The sequence below is a fragment of the Janthinobacterium sp. GW821-FHT03C10 genome, assembly GCF_059420865.1.
Map to the genome: position 1 here is coordinate 272,550 of NZ_JBWKUN010000008.1, position 19,668 is coordinate 292,217.

Here is a 19,668-nt window from a genome sequence, read left to right on the forward strand (position 1 = left end):
AAGTAACAGTTAAAAATTACAGAGCGTGAGCTCGAATGGTACATCTTCTTCCAGCGGCTTGGGTTTCAAGTCGCCGCCCTGGGTAGTGAAGCGTACCCACAGCATATACTTGTTGGCGGAAATCTCCGGGATGGCGCCGCTGTTTTCATCGAGGCTCAGGCGCAGCATCTGGTACACCTTGCCTTGCAGCATTTGCTGGTAGCTGCCGCCATTGGCGATCAGTTTGACGGGTCCGCCGGAATCGCGCAGCAGGCGCAAGACGAGGGCCAGCGCATCGAACAGGGGCGCCAGCGGGGCGAACCACGCGTGGATATCGGTCAGGCGCTGCTCGCAGCTGCGTTTTTGCCAGGCGAAGTACGACGGCAAGTCGAATTCGCAGGCGCCGCCCGGGATGATGGTGCGGCCGCGTATGCTCATCAGCCATTCATTGTCGCGGATATTCTGGCCCGTCTTGCCTTGCGCCGCCACGAGGGCGCCGCTGACACTGTCGAGTTCGCCGAGGATGGCATCCAGGGTTTCCGGCTCCACGTTCGGATTGCTGCGGTAGCCCAGCAGGCTCTGGCGCTGGCGCTCGAGTTCCTGCAGCAGGTCGGACTTCAGGTCGGCGCGGCCGGCCACTTCGAGCATATCGAAAATAGTTGCCAAGGCAACATGATGCTGCATTGCATGCTCTTGCTGGATGAAGAACTTGAATTTGTCGTACAGGTCTTCCAGCCGCAACAAGGTACGTATGCGTTCGTTGAAAGGGTATTCGTAGACAATCAAAATAATTCCCTTAAGTAAGGACCTGCAAACAATCCCGTGATTTTGAACCAAGCGTCGACAAATTACAAACGTTGCGGCCCGATTCCAGCCATTCTTTTTGAAAATGCCAGATATAAATCGTGCAACTGGGCAATCTGCGGCGCCAGGGCCGCCAAATCGCCATTATTGTCGATCACATCGTCCGCCGCCGCCAGGCGCATGGCGCGCGTGGCCTGCGTGGCCATGATGGCTTTGACTTGTTCTTCCGACAATCCATTGCGCGTCATCACGCGCGACACTTGCAGGCTTTCCAGGCAATCGATGACCAGTACGCGGTTGACCCGCTCCACCCAGCCGCCGGACTCGACCAGCAGGGGCACGGCAAAGATCACATAGCTGCCCGTCGCTGCGGCGGCGGCCGCCAGCGTGGCCTGGCGAATGCGCGGGTGCAGGATGGCTTCCAGTTTCGCCTTGGCGGCGGCGTCGGAGAATACGAGATTGCGCATTTTGGTGCGGTCGAGGGCGCCGCGCGCATCGGCGTAGCCGGGGCCGAATTCCGCCACCAGGGCCGGCATGGCCGCGCCATTCGGCGCCGTCAGGCTGTGCGCGATCTGGTCGGTGTCGACGATGGAGGCGCCACGCGCGGCGAACAGGTCGGCCACCGTGCTCTTGCCGCAACCGATGCCGCCGGTGAGGCCGACGCTGAAATAGGGGGCGTTTTGTAATTGCATGTGTGTATCCATAAGGGGCTGGTCAGCCGGTCAGGCCCAGCGTGAGGCGTGACAGGGGCGTGCCGTACAGCAGCGCGATCAGGCCTGCCGCCGCCAGGTAGGGGCCGAACGGAATCGGCTTGTCGCGCCCCCGCTTGGCAAACACGATCAGGCCGATGCCGACCACGGCGCCCACCACCGACGACAACAATATGATCGTCGGCAACATGGTCCAGCCCAGCCACGCACCGAGCGCCGCCAGCAATTTGAAGTCACCATAGCCCATTCCCTCCTTGCCTGTCGCCAGCTTGAAGGCCCAGTACACGGCCCACAGGGCCAGGTAGCCGGCGGCCGCGCCGATGACGGCCTCCTGCAGCGGCACGAAGGTGCCGTTGATATTGACCAGCAAACCCGCCCACAGCAGGGGGAAGGTGAGGTCGTCCGGCAGCATTTGCGTATCGGCATCGATGAAGGTCATGGCGATCAGCAGCCAGGCAAACACGAGCGTCGCCAGGCCCGTCCAGCCGCTGCCGAAATGCCAGATCAACAGGGCCGACAGCGCGCCCGTCAGCAGTTCCACCAGCGGATAGCGCGCGGAGATGGGCGCCTTGCAGGCGCTGCATTTGCCGCGCAGCAGCAGGTAGCTGATGACGGGGATGTTTTCCATGGCCGTGATGCGGTGGCCGCAAGCGGTGCAGTTCGAGTGCGGCAGCATCAGGTTGTAGCGGTCCGTATGCGGCAAGGGCAAGCCGCTTTCCTCCGCCACGTAATTATCGGAGTCGCGCTGCATCATCTTCGGCACGCGGTGGATCACCACATTCAGAAAGCTGCCGACGATCAGGCCGAACAGGGCGGCGACGAGGGCGACGGGAAGATTGCCGGGCGCGGCGAACAGCAGGGTATCTTGCAGCATGGTGGATTTGTCTGAGGTGATGATGTTGCCGCGCAAACATTGCCTGGCACTGCCGCAGTGTAAAACATCTGCCGGCACGTGGGGATGTTTTGCGCAGGGCGAACCGTTAAATCACGGCCCCCAGCTTGAAAATCGGCAAATACAAGGCGATTACGAGGGAGCCGACGAGCACGCCCAGCACCACCATCAGCGCCGGTTCCAGCAGCGTGGAAAGGGTGGTCACGGTGGCGTCGATGTCCGCCTCGATGATCTCGGCCGCGCGCGACAGCATGGCGTCGAGCGCGCCCGACTCCTCGCCGATCAGGGCCAGTTGCGTCAGCAGCGGGGGAAATACGCCGCTGTGCTCCATGGCCAGGGCCAGGCTGCCGCCGGCGCGGATTTCACGCTCGATGCGCGCCGTCGCTTCCTGGTACAGCGCGTGGCCGGAGGCGGCGCCCACCAGGCCGAGCGAGTCGAGCAGCGGCACGCCGGCGGCGAACATGGCGGCCAGGGTGCGCGTCCAGCGGGCGATCGCCGCCTTGCGCAGGAGCGGGCCGAACACGGGAAGGCGCAATGCCCGCAGTTGCGTGTTGCGCCGCAAGGCGGGCCAGCGGCGCCAGGCCAGGTGCAGCAGCACGCAAGCGAGCACGAGCGCCACCAGCAAGGCCAGCCAGTAGCGGACCAGAAAGGCGGACACGCCCATGACGGCCAGGGTGGGCAGCGGCAAGGGGGCGCCGAAGCTGTCGAAGACCTGGCGGAAGGCGGGCACGACCACGCTCATGATGATGGCCGTGACGACGATGGCGACGAGCACGATGACCAGCGGATACATCAGCGCGCCGCGCACTTGCCGCCGCAGGGCGATGGCTTTTTCCTGGTGCGTGGCCAGGCGCGCCAGCAAGTCCTGCACGATGCCGGCCTGTTCGCCCGCCGCCAGCAGGTTGCAATACAGCTCGTCAAACAGCAGGGGAAATTGGCGGAAGGCCTGCTGCAGGCTGCTGCCCGCTTCGATGTCGTGGCGCAAGTCGCGCATCAACTCGGTGATCGCGGGTTTGGCGTGGCCCTTGCCGGCGATGTCGAAGGCGTGCAGCAGCGGCACGCCGGCCGCCATCATGGTCGACAACTGGCGCGTGAACAGGGCGATATCCTTGCGCGTGATGGCCTTGCCCGGCGCGCTGCGCGCAGCCTGCACACGGGTGGCCAGGATGCCCTGGCGTCTGAGCGCGACCGTCGCCGCGCCGGCGTCGGCGGCGCGCAAGACGCCATCGGCCGCCTTGCCGTGGCGGTCCGTGCCCTTCCATGCAAAGCGCCGCTCGGCCGCCATGTGCACCTCCTGCCGTCACGGTAGCAGCGCCGGACAAAAGCACCAGCGGCGCTGGCGGCAAGCTTGATGTGGCTCAGCTTTTTGTGGTTTGCACTTCCGTCTGCACAACGGCCTGGGCCTTCACGTCGGCCGCATCGTCCTCGTCGCTGTCCGTGCCCTTGCTGATGCTTTCGCCATCGTCGCGGCGCAGGGTCCAGAAGGTCAGCGAGGACAGCACCGTGAGGGCGGCCAGGGTGAGGAAGGCGTGGTGCAGGGCCGTGCTGAGCATGGCGCGGTCCGACTGCGGCATGTCGCCCAGGTACCAGCCCGTGATCAGCGAACCGAAGGCCAGGCCAAAGCTCATCGACAGTTGCTGCATCGAGCTGGCGATGGTGCTGGCCATGCTGGAATCGGCCTTGTCGACGTCGGCGTACGCGATGGTGTTCATGCTGGAAAACTGCAGCGAATTGAAAAAGCCCATGCACAGGCTGATGGCGACGATCACGTACAGGGGCGTGCCGGCGTCTACCAGCGAAAACATGGCGATGGTGACGCCGATCAGCACCGTGTTGACGATCAGCACCTGGCGGTAGCCGAAGCGGGCCAGCACGCGCGCGGAAATGAATTTCATGCCCATGGCGGCGGCCGCCGACGGCATCATCAGCAAGCCCGACTGCCAGGCAGGCAAGCCCAGGCCCAGCTGGTACAGCAGCGGCAACAGGAAGGGCAGGCCGCCCACGCCCAGCCGTGTGACGAAGCCGCCCATCACGGAGACGCGGAAGGTGCGGATCTTGAACAGGGCCAGGCGCAGCAGCGGGTGCAGCACTTCGCTCGAATGCCAGGCATACGCGGCCAGCAGGCTGATGGAAATGAACAGCAGCACGGCAAACGAGGTGCCGTCGATGCGGTGTTCGCCGAAGATTTCCAGCAGCCACGACAGCAGCGCGATGCCCGTGCCGAACAGCACCAGTCCGATCAGGTCCAGCGGGCGGGGCTTGTCGCCATAGTAGTCGGGCATGTAGCGGTGCGCCAGGTACAGCGCCACCAGGCCGACAGGCACGTTGACGAAGAAAATCTCGCGCCACGACAGCCAGTGCACGATCAGCCCGCCCACCGTGGGCCCCAGCAGGGGGCCGATCAGGGCGGGGATGATGACGAAATTCATGGCCGCCAGCAATTGCGACTTGGGAAAGGTGCGGATGATGGTGAGCCGGCCCACCGGCATCATCATGGCCGCGCCCACCCCTTGCAGCAGGCGCGCGGCCACCAGCATGGGCGCATTCACGGACAGGCCGCACAGGATGGAAGCGACGGTAAAGATGGCAACGGCGGCGGAAAACACGCGCCGCGTGCCGAAGCGGTCGGCCATCCAGCCGCTGATGGGAATGCACACGGCCAGGCTCAGGATGTAGCTGGTGACGACGGCCTTCAGGCTCAGCGGCGTCACATGCAGGCTGGCGGCCATGGCGGGGATGGCGGTGTTGACGATGGTGGAGTCGAGTTGCTCCATGAACAGGGCGGTGGCGACCACCCAAGGCAGGTAGCTTTTAATCGGGGAACTGGTCATGGATGCGAGCCTGAGGAGGTAAGACGGAGCCGACAGTACGACGAATTGTCACATAAATGGCGCAGGCGTGCCGCCCGCGCCATTCATTCTGGCAGTGCGCCGGGGGCATCGTCCATGGAACATTTGTTCCATGGCAATAGATTGCTGGCAAGGCTAGCATGTGTTTTCCGGCAACTCCCGCCCCTCCTTCCCGAAAGTCATGCCACATGAAAAATGCACTTACCTTCCTTGCCCTGAGCGCCGCCCTGTCCGCCTGCGGTGGCGGCGGCGATCACGCTGCACCGGAAGCGCCGGTCACGCCGCCCGTCGTGGTCACGCCTGTCGCCGAGCCCGTGACGGTCGCCTCGCAAGCGGTCGCCGCCCAGGCTGGCCTGGCCGTGATCGCCGGCGCCAATGCGGACGAGACGGTGTATGACGTGGCGGCCGATATCGGCGACACATGGCGCATCACGTTCGACAGCGTCAAGAAAACCTACGCGATCCGGGTGCTGTCGACGCAGTTCGGCTTGAGCGACCGCAGCGGCACGTTCAGCGCCGTCACCGCTGGCCATCTCACCACCTACACGGCAGCGGATTTCAGCGTCACTGTCGACGCGCGCACGCGCTTGTTGAGCGGAAATATCAAGCTGGGTAACATGGCCTCGACCGTCAGCGGCACCGGCTATGCGGTGGGGGACGTGGCCGGGCTGGCCGGCAGCTATATTTTCCTGGGTGCCATGCGCAATGCATCGAACGGCGGCGACCGTTTCAATCCGAAAGGCAGCCTGAAGGTGGCGGCCGACGGCAGCGCGCAACTGTGTAATGGCGGCGTGTTCAATGCGCAAGGCGTGTGCTCGGCGGTATCGCCGCAGCTGGAGGCGGAAAACGCCAGCCTGACCCTGGTCAAGGATGCGAAGAGCGGTTTGCTCGTCGCCCGCCAGGGCCAGCAGGATTTCGGCATCGTCCACGTGCATGCCGGCGACCGGGGGCTGGCGCTGTTCATCGACCGCTACAGCCGCAACCAGGAAAACGTGCTGCGCGTGGGTACCATCGTGGCGGCCAAACGACAGAAGATCGGCAGCGAAATCGCCGGCAGCTACGCCTGTGCGGCGCCGGGCATCAGCGCCAGGATCGAGATTGCGGGCGGCACCGCCACCCTGACGAATAACACGAGCGGCAAGACGCATGCGGAAACCATCACCGCCAACAAGCTGGGCCTGGGCGCGCAGGCCGCCGATTTCGATGGCATCGCCGTGTTCAAGGACCCGGCCGACGTGCCGGCCGACTATTCGATGTTCATGCCCGTGTCGTCGAGCATGGCGGTCGAGTTTTCCACCGACCGCACGTATATGGGCACGTGCCTGAAAAATTAAGAGGTGCCGCCACGTGCCTGTGTGAGTAGGTCGGGTTAGCCGGTACGGCGTAACCCGACAACACCATCAGCCCGGTAATCGTTCCAATGCCTCCATCAACGGCATCGCAGCATCGGCGATGCGTTCCAGGCTCGCCTCGCGCAGGGCGGCGGTGTCCACCGTGTGGCCGGAGTCCAGCCCCGCCCAGCGCAGCAGCGCCGCACACGCGGCGGGCGTGTCGAACATGCCGTGCAAATAGCTGCCGAGGATTTGCCCGTCGTCCGATACGGCTCCCTCGGGCCGGCCGTCGATGATGAAGGCCGGCTGCGCCAGCGCCGCGCCATGCGACACGCCCATGTGGATTTCGTAGCCTGCCACGGGGGCATCGGCCGCACCGTCAAACGCGCAGTGGCCAGCGACCTGCTGCAGGCGTTTTTCCGCCGTCAATTCCGTCACCATGTCGAGCAGGCCCAGTGCCGCTGACTCTCCCGCCGCGCCTTCCACGCCCAGCGGATCGCGCACGCTCTGCCCCAGCATCTGGAAGCCGCCGCAGATGCCGAGCACCTTGCCGCCGTAGCGCAGGTGTTTCGCCAGGTAGGCGGACCAGCCCTGCTGCCGCAGCCAGGCCAGGTCGCCGCGCGTGTTCTTGCTGCCGGGCAGGATCACCAGGTCGGCAGCTGGAATCGGCTGGTCCTGTTTGATGAATTGCAGGTCGATGCCGGGGTGGGCACGCAGCGCGTCGACATCCGTGTGGTTGCTGATGCGCGGCAGTTGCGGCACCACCACCTTGAAGGCACCCCGTTCGGCCTGCGTCGCTTCGACGGCGTCTTCCGCATCGAGGAACAGGCCTTGCAGGTAGGGCAGCACGGCCAGCACGGGCTTGCCCGTCTGCTGTTCCAGCCAGTCGATGCCGGGTGTGAGCAGCGAGATATCGCCGCGGAAGCGGTTGATGACGAAGCCGACGATGCGCGCGCGCTCGCTGTCGGACAAACACGCCAGGGTGCCGATGATGTGCGCGAAGACGCCGCCCCGGTCGATGTCGGCCACCAGGATCACGGGGCAGTCGACGGCTTCGGCAAAGCCCATGTTGGCGATGTCGCGCGCGCGCAGATTGACTTCGGCGGGGCTGCCCGCGCCTTCGACGACGACGGCCTCGTACTGCTGGCGCAAGCGCGTGAACGATTCCAGCACGGCGCCCATGGCGATGGTCTTGTATTGCTGGTAGTCGCGCGCATCCATCTCGGCGCGCACCTTGCCGTGGATGATCACTTGCGCGCCCGTGTTCGACGACGGTTTTAATAGCACCGGATTCATGTCCGTGTGCGGCGCGATGCCGCAGGCCAGCGCCTGCAAGGCCTGGGCGCGGCCGATCTCGCCGCCGTCGCTCGTCACCGCGCTGTTCAAGGCCATGTTTTGCGGCTTGAACGGCGCTACCGTCACGCCACGGCGCTTCAACAATCGGCACAGGGCCGCGACGACGGTGCTCTTGCCCGCGTCGGACGTCGTGCCCTGCACCATCAGGACGGGGAAGGGAAGCTTCATGCCTGCTGCTCCTGCAGATGTTGCCAGCGCGCGATGATGTCGCTGATCTGGCGCAGCCCTTCGGTAATCGCCGCCGGGCCGGGCGACAGGATGTCGGGCGACTTGATCTCGAACAGCATCTGGTTTTTCACGGCGGGAATCGCATCCCAGTCCGGGCGCGCCGCCAGTTGCGAGGGCTGGAATTTCTTGCCGCACCAGCTGGCGAGGATGATGTCGGGCGCGCGTACGACCACGTCGTGGGAATCGGCGATGATGCGCTCCTTCGCGCCCGGCTGCACGGACAATTCCGGGAAGGCGTCCGTGCCGCCGGCGATGGCGATCAGTTCCGCTGCCCAGCCGATGCCGCTCATCAGGGGATCATTCCACTCTTCAAAATAAATCACGGGCTTGCGCGTCCAGGCCGCGGCCCGGTTGTGGGCGGCGGCGATGTCCGCGCGCAGGCTGGCGATCAGCAATTTGCCCGCTTCCTCGCGCCGCACCAGCGCGGCAAGGACGGCGATCATGCGCAGGATGCCGTCGACCGTGCGCTGGTTGAACTGGTGTACTTCGATGCCGGCCTTGACCAGGTCGCGGCAGATATCGGCCTGCATGTCGCAAAAGCCGATCACGAGATCCGGTTCCACTGCCAGGATGCGTTCCAGGTTCGTGGACGAAAAGCCGCTGATCCTGGTTTTTTCCTCGCGCGCCCGTGGCGGACGCACGGTAAAGCCCGAGATGCCCGCGATGACGTCCTCGGCGCCCAGCGCGTACAGCGTCTCCACGGCTTCCGTCGACAAACAGGCGATGCGTTGGTAGTGGCTCATGGTGCGGACTTGGCGCGGCGCTGGCGAGCCATTTCCAGCTGTTCGCACATGGCGGCCGTGCCTTCGATCATGCGCGGGCCGGCGCGGTTCAGCAGGTCGCCATTCAGGCGGAACAGGTTATTTTTGCGCACGGCCGTCATCGACGGGAAGGCGCGCCACATGGCCAGGCCGCCTTCGCTGCGCGGGTCGCTCTTTTCGCTGGTGCCGAAGATGACTTCCGGGTCTTCCTGCAGCACGCCTTCGGGCGTGACGACGGGCGCCACCACCTTCATCGCGGCGAACACATTCTGGCCGCCGCATACGCGCATCGAATCGCTGATGATGCTCGCGCCGCTCAAGGTATATAGAGGTTTGTCCCACACCTGGTAAAACACGCGCACGGGCGGGCGCTGCGCGTATTGCGCCGTCAAGCTGGCCAGTTTGGCGCGCAGCTGGGCGGCGGCCGGCTTGGCGGTTTTTTCCGTACCCATCAGTTGGCCCAGGCGCTCCATGCTGTCGGGGATATCGGCCAGCTTGCGCGGCTCGCTGTGATAGATCGGCACTTTCAGCTGGCGCAGCATGGCGATCTGGCGCTCGGCGCTGCCATGCATCCACACGACGATCAGGTCCGGTTTCATGGCGATGATGCGCTCCATGTCGTACTGGCGGTTGTCGCCCACTTGCGTGATCTTCTTGGCCGCTTCCGGATAGTCGCTGTAGCTGACGACGCCGGCGATCTTGTCGCCGCCGCCGGCCGCGAACAGCAGTTCCGTGACGTGCGGCGCCAGTGCCAGGATGCGCTGCGCCGGTTTTGCTACGGTGACGGTATTGCCGTCGTCGTCGCGCACGCTGATGGCGGCGTGTGTTTGCAGCGAGACCAGTCCGACCAGCAGCAGTGCGGTTTTCAAGTGGTTCATAAGGGCTTCCATGCGGTGAGGGCCTGCTGCAGGCGCAGCCAGGCATGTTCGTCGGGGGGCAGGCCCAGGCGGATGCCGTGGGCCGCGTGGCGGAACAGGCGCACCCAGATGCCCGATTCCGCCATATGGCGCCAGAGCGCCTCGGCGCGTTCTTCCGGCCACCATTGAAACAGCGCCGTGCCGTTGCTGGCGATGCCGTGCGTGGCCAACAGCTGGTGCAGGCGGTCGCCTTCTCCGCGCAGGCGCTCGCGCATCGCGTGCTGCCAATGCGTGTCGGCGAGGGCGGCCAGCGCCACTTGCTGTGCCGGGCCGCTGACGGTCCACGGGCCCAGCATGTCGGCCAGCTGCGCCAGCAGCGCGGGATGGGCGGCGACAAAGCCCAGGCGCAGGCCCGCCAGGCCAAAGAATTTGCCCACCGAGCGCAGCACGATCAAGCCCGGCTGGTCCGAGTGCGGGCCCAGGCTGGCCTGCGTTTCCGTGTCGCCAAACGCTTCATCGACCACCAGCCAGCCGCCGCGCGCGGCCAGCTTGCCGGCCCATTCCAGCAGCAGTTCCGGTGCGATGCGTTCGCCCGTGGGATTGTTCGGATTGCAGACGACCAGCACGTCGCAGCTGTCGATGGCGTCGCCCAGCTGCGCATACGGCACCTGGCGTAAATCGTGGCCGTGCTGGCCCCAGTGGTGTGCATGTTCCGCATACGACGGCGCGGCCACCACCACGCGCGACGGCGCGCGCAGCCGGGGCAGGGCCTGGATGGCGGCTTGCGTGCCCGCCACGGGCAGCATGGCCGGCGCGTCGTAATAGGCGCAGGCGGCGGCAGCCAGGGCAGGATCGGCTTCCGGCAGCCGGTGCCAGGCGTTGGCGTCGGGTGCTGGCGCTGGATACCCGTGCGGATTGATGCCGGTCGACAGGTCGATCCAGTCGGCGATTGGCCGTCCATACGCGCGCGCGGCGTCGCGCAGATTGCCGCCATGTTCAAGCAAGATACTTCCCTTTCAGGTAGAACAGGCCCGCCAGCAGCGCCACCCAGATCAGCCACAGGACAGCCGTTTCGGCCACCAGGCGCCAGGCGCGGTCGATGTCGCGCGCTTCGGCGGGACGGCCGCTGCCCAGCGGCGGGCGGCGTTCCAGCTCGCCGTCGTAGATGGCGTCGCCGCCCAGGGTCAGGCCCAGGGCGCCGGCGCCGCTGGCCATCACGGGCCCCGCATTCGGGCTGCCCCAGTCGGGGGCCTGCGTGCGCCAGCAGTGCCAGGCGCGCCGTTTGTCCGCCATGCTCTTGCCCAGCAAGACATAGGACAGGGCCGTCAGGCGGGCCGGCAGGTAATTGAGGATGTCGTCGATGCGCGCGGCGCAGCAGCCGAACCAGTCGTAGCGTTCGTTGCGGTAGCCCCACATGGCGTCGAGGGTATTCGCCAGGCGGAACAGCACGGCGCCGGGGCCGCCCGCCACGGCAAACCAGAACAGGGTGCCGAAGACGGCGTCGTTGCCGTTTTCCAGCAGGGATTCCGTGCTGGCCTTGGCCAGGCTGGCCGCATCGGCGTTGGCCGTGTCGCGGCTGACGATGCGCGCCGTCAGCAGGCGCGCGTTGTCCAGGTCATCGATGGCCAGGGCATCGGCGATCGGCTGGTTGTGGTCGCGCAGGCTGCGCAGGCCCAGGCACAGATACAGCAAAAAGACGTGCAAGGCCGCGCCGGCCAGGCCGCACAGCCACCAGGCGGCATAGCTGAGGGGCAGCACGGCCAGCGACCATGCCAGCGCGCCGCGCAGGAAACGCCCACGGCCCCGGTTCAGCAGGCGTTCCAGCGCGCTGGCGAGGCGGCCAAAACCCACCAGCGGATGCCAGCGGCGCGTTTCTCCCAGCAGCATGTCGAGCAGCACGCCGGCCGTCATCAAGGCGGCCAGCATGGGCAGCGACAGGCCGCTCAGCATGGGCCGCCTTTCAGGTGCAGCGGCAGGCCGGCGGCGATAAGGACAGCCTTGTCGCACACGGCCGCCACGGCCTGGTTCAAGCGGCCCGCCTCGTCGGTGAAGCAGCGCGAGATGGCGCCGTAGGGCACGATGCCCATGCCCACTTCGTTCGAGACGAGCACGAGGTCGCAGCCGGTGTCGCCGATTTCGGCCAGCGCGTACAGCAGGTGTGCGCGCTCGCTGTGGAACAGTTCGGGCAGGGCGATGTCGCCCACGTCCGGATACGTCTCGCCGCTGGAAAACATCAGATTCGTCAGCCACAGGGTCAGGCAGTCGACCAGCAGCAGGCGGCCCGGCCGTGCTTCCCGCAGGATGGCGTCGCCCAGGCGCAGCGGTTCTTCGATAGTCACCCACCCGGCCGGGCGCTGTGCGCGGTGATGCGTGATGCGCGTGGCCATCTCGTCGTCGCCCGCCTGCGCGGTGGCGATGTAGAGCACTTCCTTGCCGGACTCGCGGGCCAGCGTTTCCGCATAGGCGCTCTTGCCGGAACGGGCGCCGCCAAAGACCAGGGTGCGCGTCATGGCGCTGTTACCACTCGGTGCCGATCTGTGCGCCGATGCCGGCCGCGTACGCATGCTTGACGACGGCCATCTCGGTGACGGTGTCGGCAATGGCGATCAATTCGTCCGGCGCGCCGCGGCCCGTGATGACCACGTGCTGCATGGCCGGGCGATCGAGCAGATCGGCGATGACCTTGTGCACGTCGAGGTAGTTGTACTTGAGGGCGATATTGAGTTCGTCGAACAGCACCAGGCCGTAGCTGGGGTCGGCCAGGAATGTCTTTGCCTGTTCCCATGCCAGTTCGGCTTTTTCGATGTCGCGCTCGCGGTTCTGCGTTTCCCAGGTATAGCCTTCGCCCATCGCATGAAAGCTGATTTCCTCGGGGAAGCGGCGCAGGAATTTTTCTTCGCCCGTCGACATGGCGCCCTTGATGAACTGCACCACGCCCACTTTCATGCCGTGGCCCATGGCGCGGATGGCCATGCCGAAGCCGCTCGAGCTCTTGCCCTTGCCGTTGCCCGTATTGACGATGATGATGCCGATTTCCTTGTCGGCCTTGGCGATGGCCGCGTCGATGATGGCCTTTTTTCTCTCCATGCGCACGCGGTGGCGTTCGTTGATTGCGGCTGTTTCTACGTCGATAGGTTTGTTGTCGCTCATGTCAGTCCTCTTTCGGTATGAATATCTTGCGTTTGCCGTGATCGATGATTTCGATCGGGTGGCCCAGGTAGTCGCCCAGGATGGAGGCCTGCATCACCTCGGCCACAGGGCCGGCCAGCCAGCCGCCGTCGCCCATCAGCAGCAGCGCATGGGTCGAGACGCTGTGCGCCAGGTTCAGGTCATGGCCTACCATGACCACGGTTTTATTCTGTTCGCGGCACAGCTTGGACAGCAGGCCCATGACGCTGACCTGGTGCGCCAGATCCAGTGCGTTGGCCGGTTCGTCCAGCAGCAGCAGGGGCGTGTCCTGCGCCAGCATGGCGGCAATCGCCACGCGCTGGCGTTCGCCGCCGGACAGGCTGCGCACGTCGCGCTCGGCCAGGTGGTCTACTTCCATCGAGGCCAGTGCCGCCAGGGCGATGCGCTGGTCGTCGCTGCCTTCCCAGTAATGGTTGTCGTGATACGGGTGGCGCGCCGACAGCACGGTTTCGATGACGCGGTAGGAGAACGCGTCGTGCCGCGCCTGCGCCAGGAAGGCCCGTTCGCGCGCCAGTGCTTCCAGTGGCCAGTCGATCAGGGCGCGGCCCTGTATCGTCACGTGTCCGGCATCCGGTTCGCGCAAGCCGGCCAGCGCGCGCAGCAGGGTGCTTTTTCCTGCGCCGTTGCGGCCGATGACGCTCCAGTATTCGCCGTCTTTGATCTGCCAGGTGAGGTTTTCCACGAGGGAGCGCGTGCCCGCCTTCAGGCCAAGTTGGTAGGTGCGTATCATGCTTTTTTCATCTCCTGCGCAGCCGGTGCAGTTGGTACAGGAACACGGGCGCACCTATCATGGCTGTCACCACGCCGACGGGCAGCTGTAATGGCGCCAGCACGGTGCGCGCCAGGGTATCGGCCAGCACGAGAAAGGTGCCGCCGGCCAGCGCAGCGGCCGGTATCAGCAGGCGATGATCGGGACCGCAGGCGAAGCGCAGCGCGTGCGGCACGATCAGGCCGACGAAGCCCACGCTGCCGGCGCTGGTGACGGCGCTGGCCGTGAGCAGGCCGGAACAGAAGAACAGTCCCTTGCGCAGGGCGCCCACGCGCACCCCCAGGGTGCTGGCCGCTTCCGCGTGCAGGGCCATGACGTTGAGCGAGCGCGCACAGCGCAAGGCGAAGACCAGGGCGCCGGCCAAAACCAGCCACGGCATCAGCCGCGCGGGCGCGCCGGAGAGGTCGCCGATCATCCAGAACACCATGCTGCGCAAGCGGCTTTCCGGGGCGATCGACAGCATCAGGGTGACGATGGCCATGCAGGCCGAGGCCAGGATCACGCCCGTCAGCAGCAAGAGCGAGGCACCGCCTTCGGCCGCCGTGCCGCCGCGCAGGTCGCGCCGGGCAAAGAAGTACAGCAGCATGGACACGCCGACGGCGCCGGCAAAGGCGGCGGCATCGACCACCCACAGCGCGCACATGAACAGCAGTGCGGCCAGCGCGCCGACGGAGGCGCCGGCGGAAATGCCCAGCACATACGGGTCGGCCAGGGGATTGCGCAGCAGGGCCTGCATCATCAGGCCCGCCAGCGACAGCGCCGCGCCGGTAACGAAGGCGGTCAGCGCGCGGCCCAGGCGCAGGTCGAGCAGGGTGGCGGCGAGGGTATCGGTCTTGCCCTGTACGACATGGAACAGGGCGGAAGGCAGGTCGGCGAGCGGAATCGCGATCGAGCCGATCATGCCGGAGAAAATCAGGCTGGCAACGGCGCACGCGACCAGCACCGTGAGGATCACGGTGGCGCGGTGGCGCATGTTGCGGAAAAATGGGTGCATGCATACCTTTAAAACGGGGACCACAGAACTGCACTGCGGACGATGACGGATAGCGCCACCGCCCGCAGCTTACATCATTACAACATGGTTATTTCGAGCCGTAACGCAGGCCGACGAAGAAGTGGGAGCCAGCGGTATTGTAGTTACGTGCCAGTTCATACTTCTTGTCAGTGATATTGTTCCAGCGTGCCAGCACCGACCAGTCCTGCGCCACTTGATAGGTAGCGAACAGGTTAACCAAGCCATAACCGCCCAGGCTGGTCGTGTTGGCAGGATTTTCAAAACGCTTGCCCGACAATTGCCATTCGGCGCCCGTATTCAGTTGACCGATGTTGTAGTCGGCTGCAAAGTTGGCGTGACGCTTGGCGCGGCGCACCAGCGATTTGTCCAGGGTTTGATCGCGTGGATCTTGCAGGTCGATATTGCCGCTGAGGCCAAAGTCGCCAAACTTGCGGCGGCCGGTCAAGGTGATGCCTTCCAGCAATGCCTTGTTGACGTTGTAGGCGCAGCCGAACGGATGCGTGGCCACTTCAACCGGGCAGGTGTCCGCATAGATCAGCAAATCGGTCACGCGATTGTGATAGTACACGGCGCTCAGCTGTGTCTTGCCATCGTCATAGCGCAGGCCGACTTCAGCATTGCGGCCTTTTTCGGGACGGTTGCTGGCAATGCCGTAACCTGGGTAATACAGTTCATTGTAGGTAGGCTGGCGGAAGCTGGTGCCGTAGCTGGCGGTGGCGCGCAAGGCATTATTGATCTGGTAGCCGTAACCAAGGCTGCCTGTGTTGGTCGAGCCGGTTTCCGACATCTTGTCACGGCGCAGGCTTGCGCTGAGCAGGTGCTGGTCGCGCTTCATGGTGTAGGACGCTGCCAGCGACTTGGTGTCGCGCGCACGATTCAAGATTGGCTTGGCGCTGGAGACAACTTCTTCCTTGCGGTAGCTGGCCAGCAACTGCAGCGTATCGGCGCCGATAGTAATGTCATTTTGCCAATCGAAAGTCGATTGCTTGGTTTCCAGATGGCTTTTGCCGGCTGCGCCCGCAGCGGTGTCCTCGTTGGCCTTGTCGCGTGCTTCGGCAACTTGTACCTTGCTGTGCCAGCCTTGAACGAATTCGTTGTTCATGAATACGCCGATGTTTTCCAGCTTTTGATTGCTGCGCGTATCATAGCCAGGGCCGTTGTCGTACTGGGCCTCAAGCTTGCTGTTCATGAATGCCAGGCCCAAGTCATGTCCCTTGGCCAACTGGAAGCCAACCTGGCCAGTGACGCTCTTCTTGTCGTAGCCGTCTTTGTCTGCGTTGTAAGAGAAATTGCCTGGTTTGGTGGCCGAAAAACCGTCGCTTTTTTCCTTGCTGACGTTCAGCGAGTAGCTGAGGCTATTGTAGCCACCGGTTGCTCCCGAAACGCTGGCATCATATTGGCGCGTGGCATCGCTGCCAAAGCCGACCGATGCGCCAACCACTGGCGCGCCGCTGCCTTTTTTGGTGAAAATCTGGATGACGCCACCGATGGCATCGGCGCCGTACAGGGTGCTCAATGGACCGTAGACGATCTCGATGCGGTCGATATTTGCCAGTGGAACCGGGCTCCAGTTGGCGGTGCCCAGGGTCGAGGAACCGATGCGGACGCCGTCCACCAGAACGATATTCTGGGTACTGTTCGCGCCACGAATGAATACCGACGCCGCCGTGCCTGCGCCGCCATTGCGCGTCACTTCGATGCCGCGCTGCTTTTGCAGCAATTCGGTCACGGAACCAGCGCCGGAGCGCACTATTTCTTCGCTGGTGATGATTTTCGTATCGGGCAGCAATTCGCTGGCTTTTTGCGGGGTGCGGGTTGCGGTGACGATCACTGGATCGAAGGTATCTGGCGTGGTCTGGGCGAAAGCGGCAGGCGCGGCAATGGCTAGCGCGAGCGACGTGAGCGCCGCGTGGCGGGAAACAGCATGGGTCATGATAATTTTCAGTAAGTAATATGCAACCAGCCGACGTCCCCGTAGGCCAGATTGAACAGAAGTGGGAACTGAAGATGACGATCGAAGATGGCCATGGGCCATTCTGGATCGCGAACATCCCCGTTCGCACACTTCCACCTGTCCTGGCCGGTATCCGGGCTGGCAAGTACGGCTATCCCACCTTCCCATGCTCGATGATTGCAAGCACAGTGGTTGTCAGAGATAGCTTGTCGTCCGCCTCCTGTTGGGAGGGGCGACACTTGCTTACCGTTGCGGGGGCAGCACACGTTCGCCGCGGGCGCGGCATCGTGTTTCCCGTTTAACTGCGCTCATGGACATGAGCGCGGGCACCAAAACCCGGTCATTATACGTGCAGTGGGCGTGGACTGACATGGCTGGCTGGACGATTCGATATCAGAAATCGAAGACGACCGTCGCACCGTAGGCGATTTTATGGGCGGAATGGGCGGCCAGCAGGGCCGTTTCTTCCAATGGCAGCCGCGCCTGCAGCGCAGACAGCAGGCGGATGGTACCCGCATGGCAGATGATGACCGCCGTTTCGTGTTGTTCGCGCAACAGATCGCCTAAAAACGCATCGACGCGGGCAGCCATTGCCAGCACGTTCTCGCCGCCGCCGGGGCGGTACCAGGCAAGGTCGGCGGCCCAGGCATCGATGTCCGCGCGTGCAATCGCGTGCCAGGGCTGCATTTCCCATGCGCCGAAATCCATTTCGGCCAGCCGGGCATCAAGGTGTAATTCGCTCGCGGGCAGATCCTGCGCCAGGGCCGTTGCCAGGCCGGCGCAGCGGCGCAGCGGACTGGCGTAGAGCGGCACACCGGGTGGCAAGGTCGCTTGCAGGCTGGCGCGCGCGGCGGCCATTTCATGCGGCGCCACCGCCACGTCGCTGCGGCCATAGCAGGTGCCGCTGGTGACTTGCGGCGTGGGGTGGCGAACGAGGATCAGACGCATGGTGTCAATAGAAGCGTGTCGGTGGCTGAAAGCTGGAAAGGATGGCCAGGTAAATCGCCACTTCCGCCACCTGCTGCACGGCGCCCAGGCAGTCGCCCGTGTAGCCTTGCAGGCGGCGCTGGCATTTGCGGCCCAGCCAGAATGCGGCCGATGCCGCCGCCACCATGGCAAAGACCAGCGCGCTCCAGTCAACTATGCCCAGCGCGCCGCAGGCGATGGCGGGCAACAGGGCGCAGACGGCGGCGATGAGGAATTCCCCCGTCGTCATTTCCTGCGCCATCGGCTTGGCCTTGCCTTCATCGCGCGCATAGTCCATGAGCCAGATCAGCGAGACGGCGGCCAGGCGTGAGAGCGGATGGGCGATGAACAGGGTCGCCACCACCGAGGCAGGCGGCAGCGAGGCGAGTGCGGCGCACTTGATGGCCAGCAGACTGAGGATGCCGATGGCGCCATACGCGCCGATGCGCGAATCCTTCATGATTTCCAGCACCCGCTCGCGCGTCAAGCCGCCGCCGAAGCCGTCGCACATGTCGGCAAAACCGTCTTCATGGAAGGCGCCCGTCAGGTAGATGCCGGCGGCGACGGCCAGCAGCACGGCCACCGCCGAAGGCAGGAGCCAGCTGGCCAGCAGATACACGGCGCCGCTGATGGCCGCCACCACCACGCCGACCAGCGGAAAGTAGCGCGAAGCGTGCTGCAGCCAGGCGGGCTCGAAACCCACCCAGCGCGGGATTGGCAGGCGCGTGAAGAACTGCAGCGCAATGAAGAAGAGGCGGCACTGATGGACTGCGGCGGAAACGGGGTTGCTCATGATCTTAGTCTGGCGTGGACTTTTCGCTGACCTGGGCTGAGGCGAAGGTGGCCATTTCGCGCATGAAGTTGACGGCCGCGTGCAGCAGCGGCAAGGCCAGCGCCGATCCCGTGCCTTCACCGAGGCGCAAATCGAGGTGCAGCAGCGGACGCGCTCCGAGGCTTTCCAGCAACTGGCGATGGCCGTTTTCATCGGAGCAGTGCGAAAACACGCAATAATCGAGGATGGCTGGCTGCAGACGGGCCGCCGCCAGCAGGGCGCTGCTGACGATGAAGCCGTCGATCAGCAGAATCATGCGCCTTTCGGCTGCTTTCAGCATGGCGCCGGCCATCATGGCGATCTCGAAACCGCCAAAGGTGGCCAGCACGTCGAGTGGCTCATGGACTGCCGCATGATGGGCGACGGCCGCTTCGATCACCTGCTGCTTGTGCAATATGCCTTCCTTGGACAGGCCGGTGCCGGCGCCCACGCAGTCGGCGACCGGCGTTTGCGTCAGCTTGTGCATCAGTGCGGCTGCTGCAGTGGTATTGCCGATGCCCATTTCACCAAAGCCCAGCACATTGCCGTCCAAGGTGGCGGCCAGGTCCATGCCCGCCTGCATGGCGGCCAGGCATTGTTCCTGGCTCATCGCGGGTTCTTGGGCAAAATTGCGGGTGCCGGGGCCTTGCTTGCGGTCGAGCAAGCCGTCGCGCGGGCCGAAATCGTGGTTCACCCCGGCATCTACTATATAGAGGGCGCAATCGCTTTGCCGGGCAAAGACGTTGATCGCGGCGCCGTTGCCGAGAAAGTTCTCCACCATTTGCCACGTCACGCTTTGTGGGTAGGCGGAAATGCCTTCGGCCACAACGCCATGGTCGGCCGCGAAAACGATGATGGCAGGCTGGCGCAATGCCAGTTGCGTGCTTTGCTGGATCAGGCCGATCTGATGGGCCAGGGTTTCCAGCAGTCCCAGGCTGCCCAGCGGCTTGGTCTTGCTATTGATGGCATGTTCGAGTGCGCTGGCCAGGGCGGGATTGGCGGTGGGGACGATGTGTGGAATAGGCATGGGAGTCAAGGTGGATGCGGCAGGGGATTGTCGGCGCTACGATATCACACAGCAATATTTGCTCAGCTGCAAAATAGCGCTTGCAGGCTGCGTGGGGCAGGGCTATAATTCGCCCCCTCGCTGAACGACGCATGCAAATGCTGAGTACGGTGAGAAAAAGAAGGAGTTGA

At 64.6% G+C, this 19,668-nt stretch carries 19 protein-coding genes and 1 riboswitch; of the genes, 1 reads left to right on the forward strand and 18 read right to left on the reverse strand.

The features are described from left to right. Nucleotides 1-9: 9 nt before the first annotated feature. The 5 genes from zapD to AC07VH_RS24940 form a co-directional block, all read right to left on the reverse strand. Complete coding sequence (gene zapD / locus AC07VH_RS24920; RefSeq protein WP_070219363.1) at nucleotides 10-765, reverse strand: cell division protein ZapD; 756 nt, start codon at nucleotides 763-765, stop codon at nucleotides 10-12. Nucleotides 766-827: 62 nt separating this feature from the next. After that, nucleotides 828-1,475 (reverse strand): dephospho-CoA kinase, encoded by a 648-nt coding sequence (gene coaE / locus AC07VH_RS24925; protein WP_494788610.1) that lies wholly within the window; start codon nucleotides 1,473-1,475, stop codon nucleotides 828-830. Nucleotides 1,476-1,497: 22 nt separating this feature from the next. After that, nucleotides 1,498-2,367 (reverse strand): prepilin peptidase, encoded by an 870-nt coding sequence (locus AC07VH_RS24930; protein WP_489628818.1) that lies wholly within the window; start codon nucleotides 2,365-2,367, stop codon nucleotides 1,498-1,500. 106 nt (nucleotides 2,368-2,473) lie between these two features. Continuing rightward, on the reverse strand, nucleotides 2,474-3,670 hold the full coding sequence (locus AC07VH_RS24935; RefSeq protein WP_475413912.1) for a type II secretion system F family protein: 1,197 nt from the start codon (nucleotides 3,668-3,670) through the stop codon (nucleotides 2,474-2,476). A 73-nt stretch (nucleotides 3,671-3,743) separates the two neighbouring features. Further along, nucleotides 3,744-5,216, reverse strand: a complete 1,473-nt coding sequence (locus AC07VH_RS24940) for a DHA2 family efflux MFS transporter permease subunit (RefSeq protein WP_494788611.1) — start codon at nucleotides 5,214-5,216, stop codon at nucleotides 3,744-3,746. Between the two features lie 206 nt (nucleotides 5,217-5,422). Between AC07VH_RS24940 and AC07VH_RS24945 the strand changes: the two genes are divergently transcribed. Beyond that, nucleotides 5,423-6,568 (forward strand): hypothetical protein, encoded by a 1,146-nt coding sequence (locus tag AC07VH_RS24945; RefSeq protein WP_494788612.1) that lies wholly within the window; start codon nucleotides 5,423-5,425, stop codon nucleotides 6,566-6,568. A 66-nt stretch (nucleotides 6,569-6,634) separates the two neighbouring features. Here the strand turns inward: AC07VH_RS24945 and AC07VH_RS24950 are convergent, their stop codons facing one another. The 13 genes from AC07VH_RS24950 to cobT form a co-directional block, all read right to left on the reverse strand. Beyond that, nucleotides 6,635-8,089 (reverse strand): cobyric acid synthase, encoded by a 1,455-nt coding sequence (locus AC07VH_RS24950; protein ID WP_494788613.1) that lies wholly within the window; start codon nucleotides 8,087-8,089, stop codon nucleotides 6,635-6,637. Continuing rightward, on the reverse strand, nucleotides 8,086-8,892 hold the full coding sequence (locus tag AC07VH_RS24955; RefSeq protein WP_494788614.1) for an ABC transporter substrate-binding protein: 807 nt from the start codon (nucleotides 8,890-8,892) through the stop codon (nucleotides 8,086-8,088). Before AC07VH_RS24955 ends, AC07VH_RS24950 begins: the two co-directional genes overlap by 4 nt. Further along, entirely contained in the window at nucleotides 8,889-9,788 is a 900-nt protein-coding gene (locus AC07VH_RS24960) for a cobalamin-binding protein (RefSeq protein ID WP_494788615.1), read from the reverse strand. The genes AC07VH_RS24955 and AC07VH_RS24960 overlap by 4 nt, the downstream gene beginning before the upstream one ends. Then, complete coding sequence (gene cobD / locus AC07VH_RS24965) at nucleotides 9,785-10,771, reverse strand: threonine-phosphate decarboxylase CobD (RefSeq protein ID WP_494788616.1); 987 nt, start codon at nucleotides 10,769-10,771, stop codon at nucleotides 9,785-9,787. The genes AC07VH_RS24960 and cobD overlap by 4 nt, the downstream gene beginning before the upstream one ends. Next, nucleotides 10,764-11,717 carry an adenosylcobinamide-phosphate synthase CbiB gene (gene cbiB, locus AC07VH_RS24970; protein ID WP_494788617.1) on the reverse strand — a complete coding sequence of 318 codons (954 nt, stop codon included), beginning with the start codon at nucleotides 11,715-11,717 and terminating at the stop codon, nucleotides 10,764-10,766. Before cbiB ends, cobD begins: the two co-directional genes overlap by 8 nt. Beyond that, nucleotides 11,711-12,277 carry a bifunctional adenosylcobinamide kinase/adenosylcobinamide-phosphate guanylyltransferase gene (gene cobU / locus AC07VH_RS24975; protein ID WP_494788618.1) on the reverse strand — a complete coding sequence of 189 codons (567 nt, stop codon included), beginning with the start codon at nucleotides 12,275-12,277 and terminating at the stop codon, nucleotides 11,711-11,713. The genes cbiB and cobU overlap by 7 nt, the downstream gene beginning before the upstream one ends. 7 nt (nucleotides 12,278-12,284) lie before the next feature. Beyond that, nucleotides 12,285-12,917: a cob(I)yrinic acid a,c-diamide adenosyltransferase gene (gene cobO / locus AC07VH_RS24980; protein WP_494788619.1), complete on the reverse strand. Its 633-nt coding sequence runs from the start codon at nucleotides 12,915-12,917 to the stop codon at nucleotides 12,285-12,287. A gap of 1 nt (nucleotide 12,918) precedes the next feature. Further along, nucleotides 12,919-13,686: an ABC transporter ATP-binding protein gene (locus AC07VH_RS24985; RefSeq protein WP_494788620.1), complete on the reverse strand. Its 768-nt coding sequence runs from the start codon at nucleotides 13,684-13,686 to the stop codon at nucleotides 12,919-12,921. Between the two features lie 7 nt (nucleotides 13,687-13,693). After that, nucleotides 13,694-14,719, reverse strand: coding sequence for a FecCD family ABC transporter permease (locus tag AC07VH_RS24990; protein WP_489628806.1), 1,026 nt, complete (start codon nucleotides 14,717-14,719; stop codon nucleotides 13,694-13,696). Nucleotides 14,720-14,807: 88 nt separating this feature from the next. Then, nucleotides 14,808-16,775: a TonB-dependent receptor domain-containing protein gene (locus tag AC07VH_RS24995; protein ID WP_494788621.1), complete on the reverse strand. Its 1,968-nt coding sequence runs from the start codon at nucleotides 16,773-16,775 to the stop codon at nucleotides 14,808-14,810. A gap of 26 nt (nucleotides 16,776-16,801) precedes the next feature. Beyond that, a riboswitch (cobalamin riboswitch) is annotated at nucleotides 16,802-17,043 on the reverse strand. Nucleotides 17,044-17,087: 44 nt separating this feature from the next. Then, entirely contained in the window at nucleotides 17,088-17,642 is a 555-nt protein-coding gene (locus tag AC07VH_RS25000; protein WP_494788622.1) for a histidine phosphatase family protein, read from the reverse strand. 4 nt (nucleotides 17,643-17,646) lie between these two features. Continuing rightward, nucleotides 17,647-18,453 (reverse strand): adenosylcobinamide-GDP ribazoletransferase, encoded by an 807-nt coding sequence (locus AC07VH_RS25005; RefSeq protein WP_494788623.1) that lies wholly within the window; start codon nucleotides 18,451-18,453, stop codon nucleotides 17,647-17,649. Between the two features lie 4 nt (nucleotides 18,454-18,457). Continuing rightward, complete coding sequence (cobT, locus tag AC07VH_RS25010; RefSeq protein ID WP_494788624.1) at nucleotides 18,458-19,498, reverse strand: nicotinate-nucleotide--dimethylbenzimidazole phosphoribosyltransferase; 1,041 nt, start codon at nucleotides 19,496-19,498, stop codon at nucleotides 18,458-18,460. Nucleotides 19,499-19,668 lie beyond the last annotated feature (170 nt).

Coding starts and splice junctions, on each gene's coding strand:
- AC07VH_RS24995 (WP_494788621.1), bottom strand. CDS start 16,775: ATGGCCCATGGCCATCTTCGATCGTCATCTTCAGTTCCCACTTCTGTT.
- AC07VH_RS25000 (WP_494788622.1), bottom strand. CDS start 17,642: ATGCGTCTGATCCTCGTTCGCCACCCCACGCCGCAAGTCACCAGCGGC.
- AC07VH_RS24930 (WP_489628818.1), bottom strand. CDS start 2,367: ATGCTGCAAGATACCCTGCTGTTCGCCGCGCCCGGCAATCTTCCCGTC.
- coaE (WP_494788610.1), bottom strand. CDS start 1,475: ATGCAATTACAAAACGCCCCCTATTTCAGCGTCGGCCTCACCGGCGGC.
- AC07VH_RS24950 (WP_494788613.1), bottom strand. CDS start 8,089: ATGAAGCTTCCCTTCCCCGTCCTGATGGTGCAGGGCACGACGTCCGAC.
- AC07VH_RS24990 (WP_489628806.1), bottom strand. CDS start 14,719: ATGCACCCATTTTTCCGCAACATGCGCCACCGCGCCACCGTGATCCTC.
- AC07VH_RS24955 (WP_494788614.1), bottom strand. CDS start 8,892: ATGAGCCACTACCAACGCATCGCCTGTTTGTCGACGGAAGCCGTGGAG.
- AC07VH_RS24985 (WP_494788620.1), bottom strand. CDS start 13,686: ATGATACGCACCTACCAACTTGGCCTGAAGGCGGGCACGCGCTCCCTC.
- AC07VH_RS25005 (WP_494788623.1), bottom strand. CDS start 18,453: ATGAGCAACCCCGTTTCCGCCGCAGTCCATCAGTGCCGCCTCTTCTTC.
- cobU (WP_494788618.1), bottom strand. CDS start 12,277: ATGACGCGCACCCTGGTCTTTGGCGGCGCCCGTTCCGGCAAGAGCGCC.
- AC07VH_RS24960 (WP_494788615.1), bottom strand. CDS start 9,788: ATGAACCACTTGAAAACCGCACTGCTGCTGGTCGGACTGGTCTCGCTG.
- cbiB (WP_494788617.1), bottom strand. CDS start 11,717: ATGCTGAGCGGCCTGTCGCTGCCCATGCTGGCCGCCTTGATGACGGCC.
- cobO (WP_494788619.1), bottom strand. CDS start 12,917: ATGAGCGACAACAAACCTATCGACGTAGAAACAGCCGCAATCAACGAA.
- AC07VH_RS24945 (WP_494788612.1), top strand. CDS start 5,423: ATGAAAAATGCACTTACCTTCCTTGCCCTGAGCGCCGCCCTGTCCGCC.
- AC07VH_RS24935 (WP_475413912.1), bottom strand. CDS start 3,670: ATGGCGGCCGAGCGGCGCTTTGCATGGAAGGGCACGGACCGCCACGGC.
- AC07VH_RS24940 (WP_494788611.1), bottom strand. CDS start 5,216: ATGACCAGTTCCCCGATTAAAAGCTACCTGCCTTGGGTGGTCGCCACC.
- cobT (WP_494788624.1), bottom strand. CDS start 19,498: ATGCCTATTCCACACATCGTCCCCACCGCCAATCCCGCCCTGGCCAGC.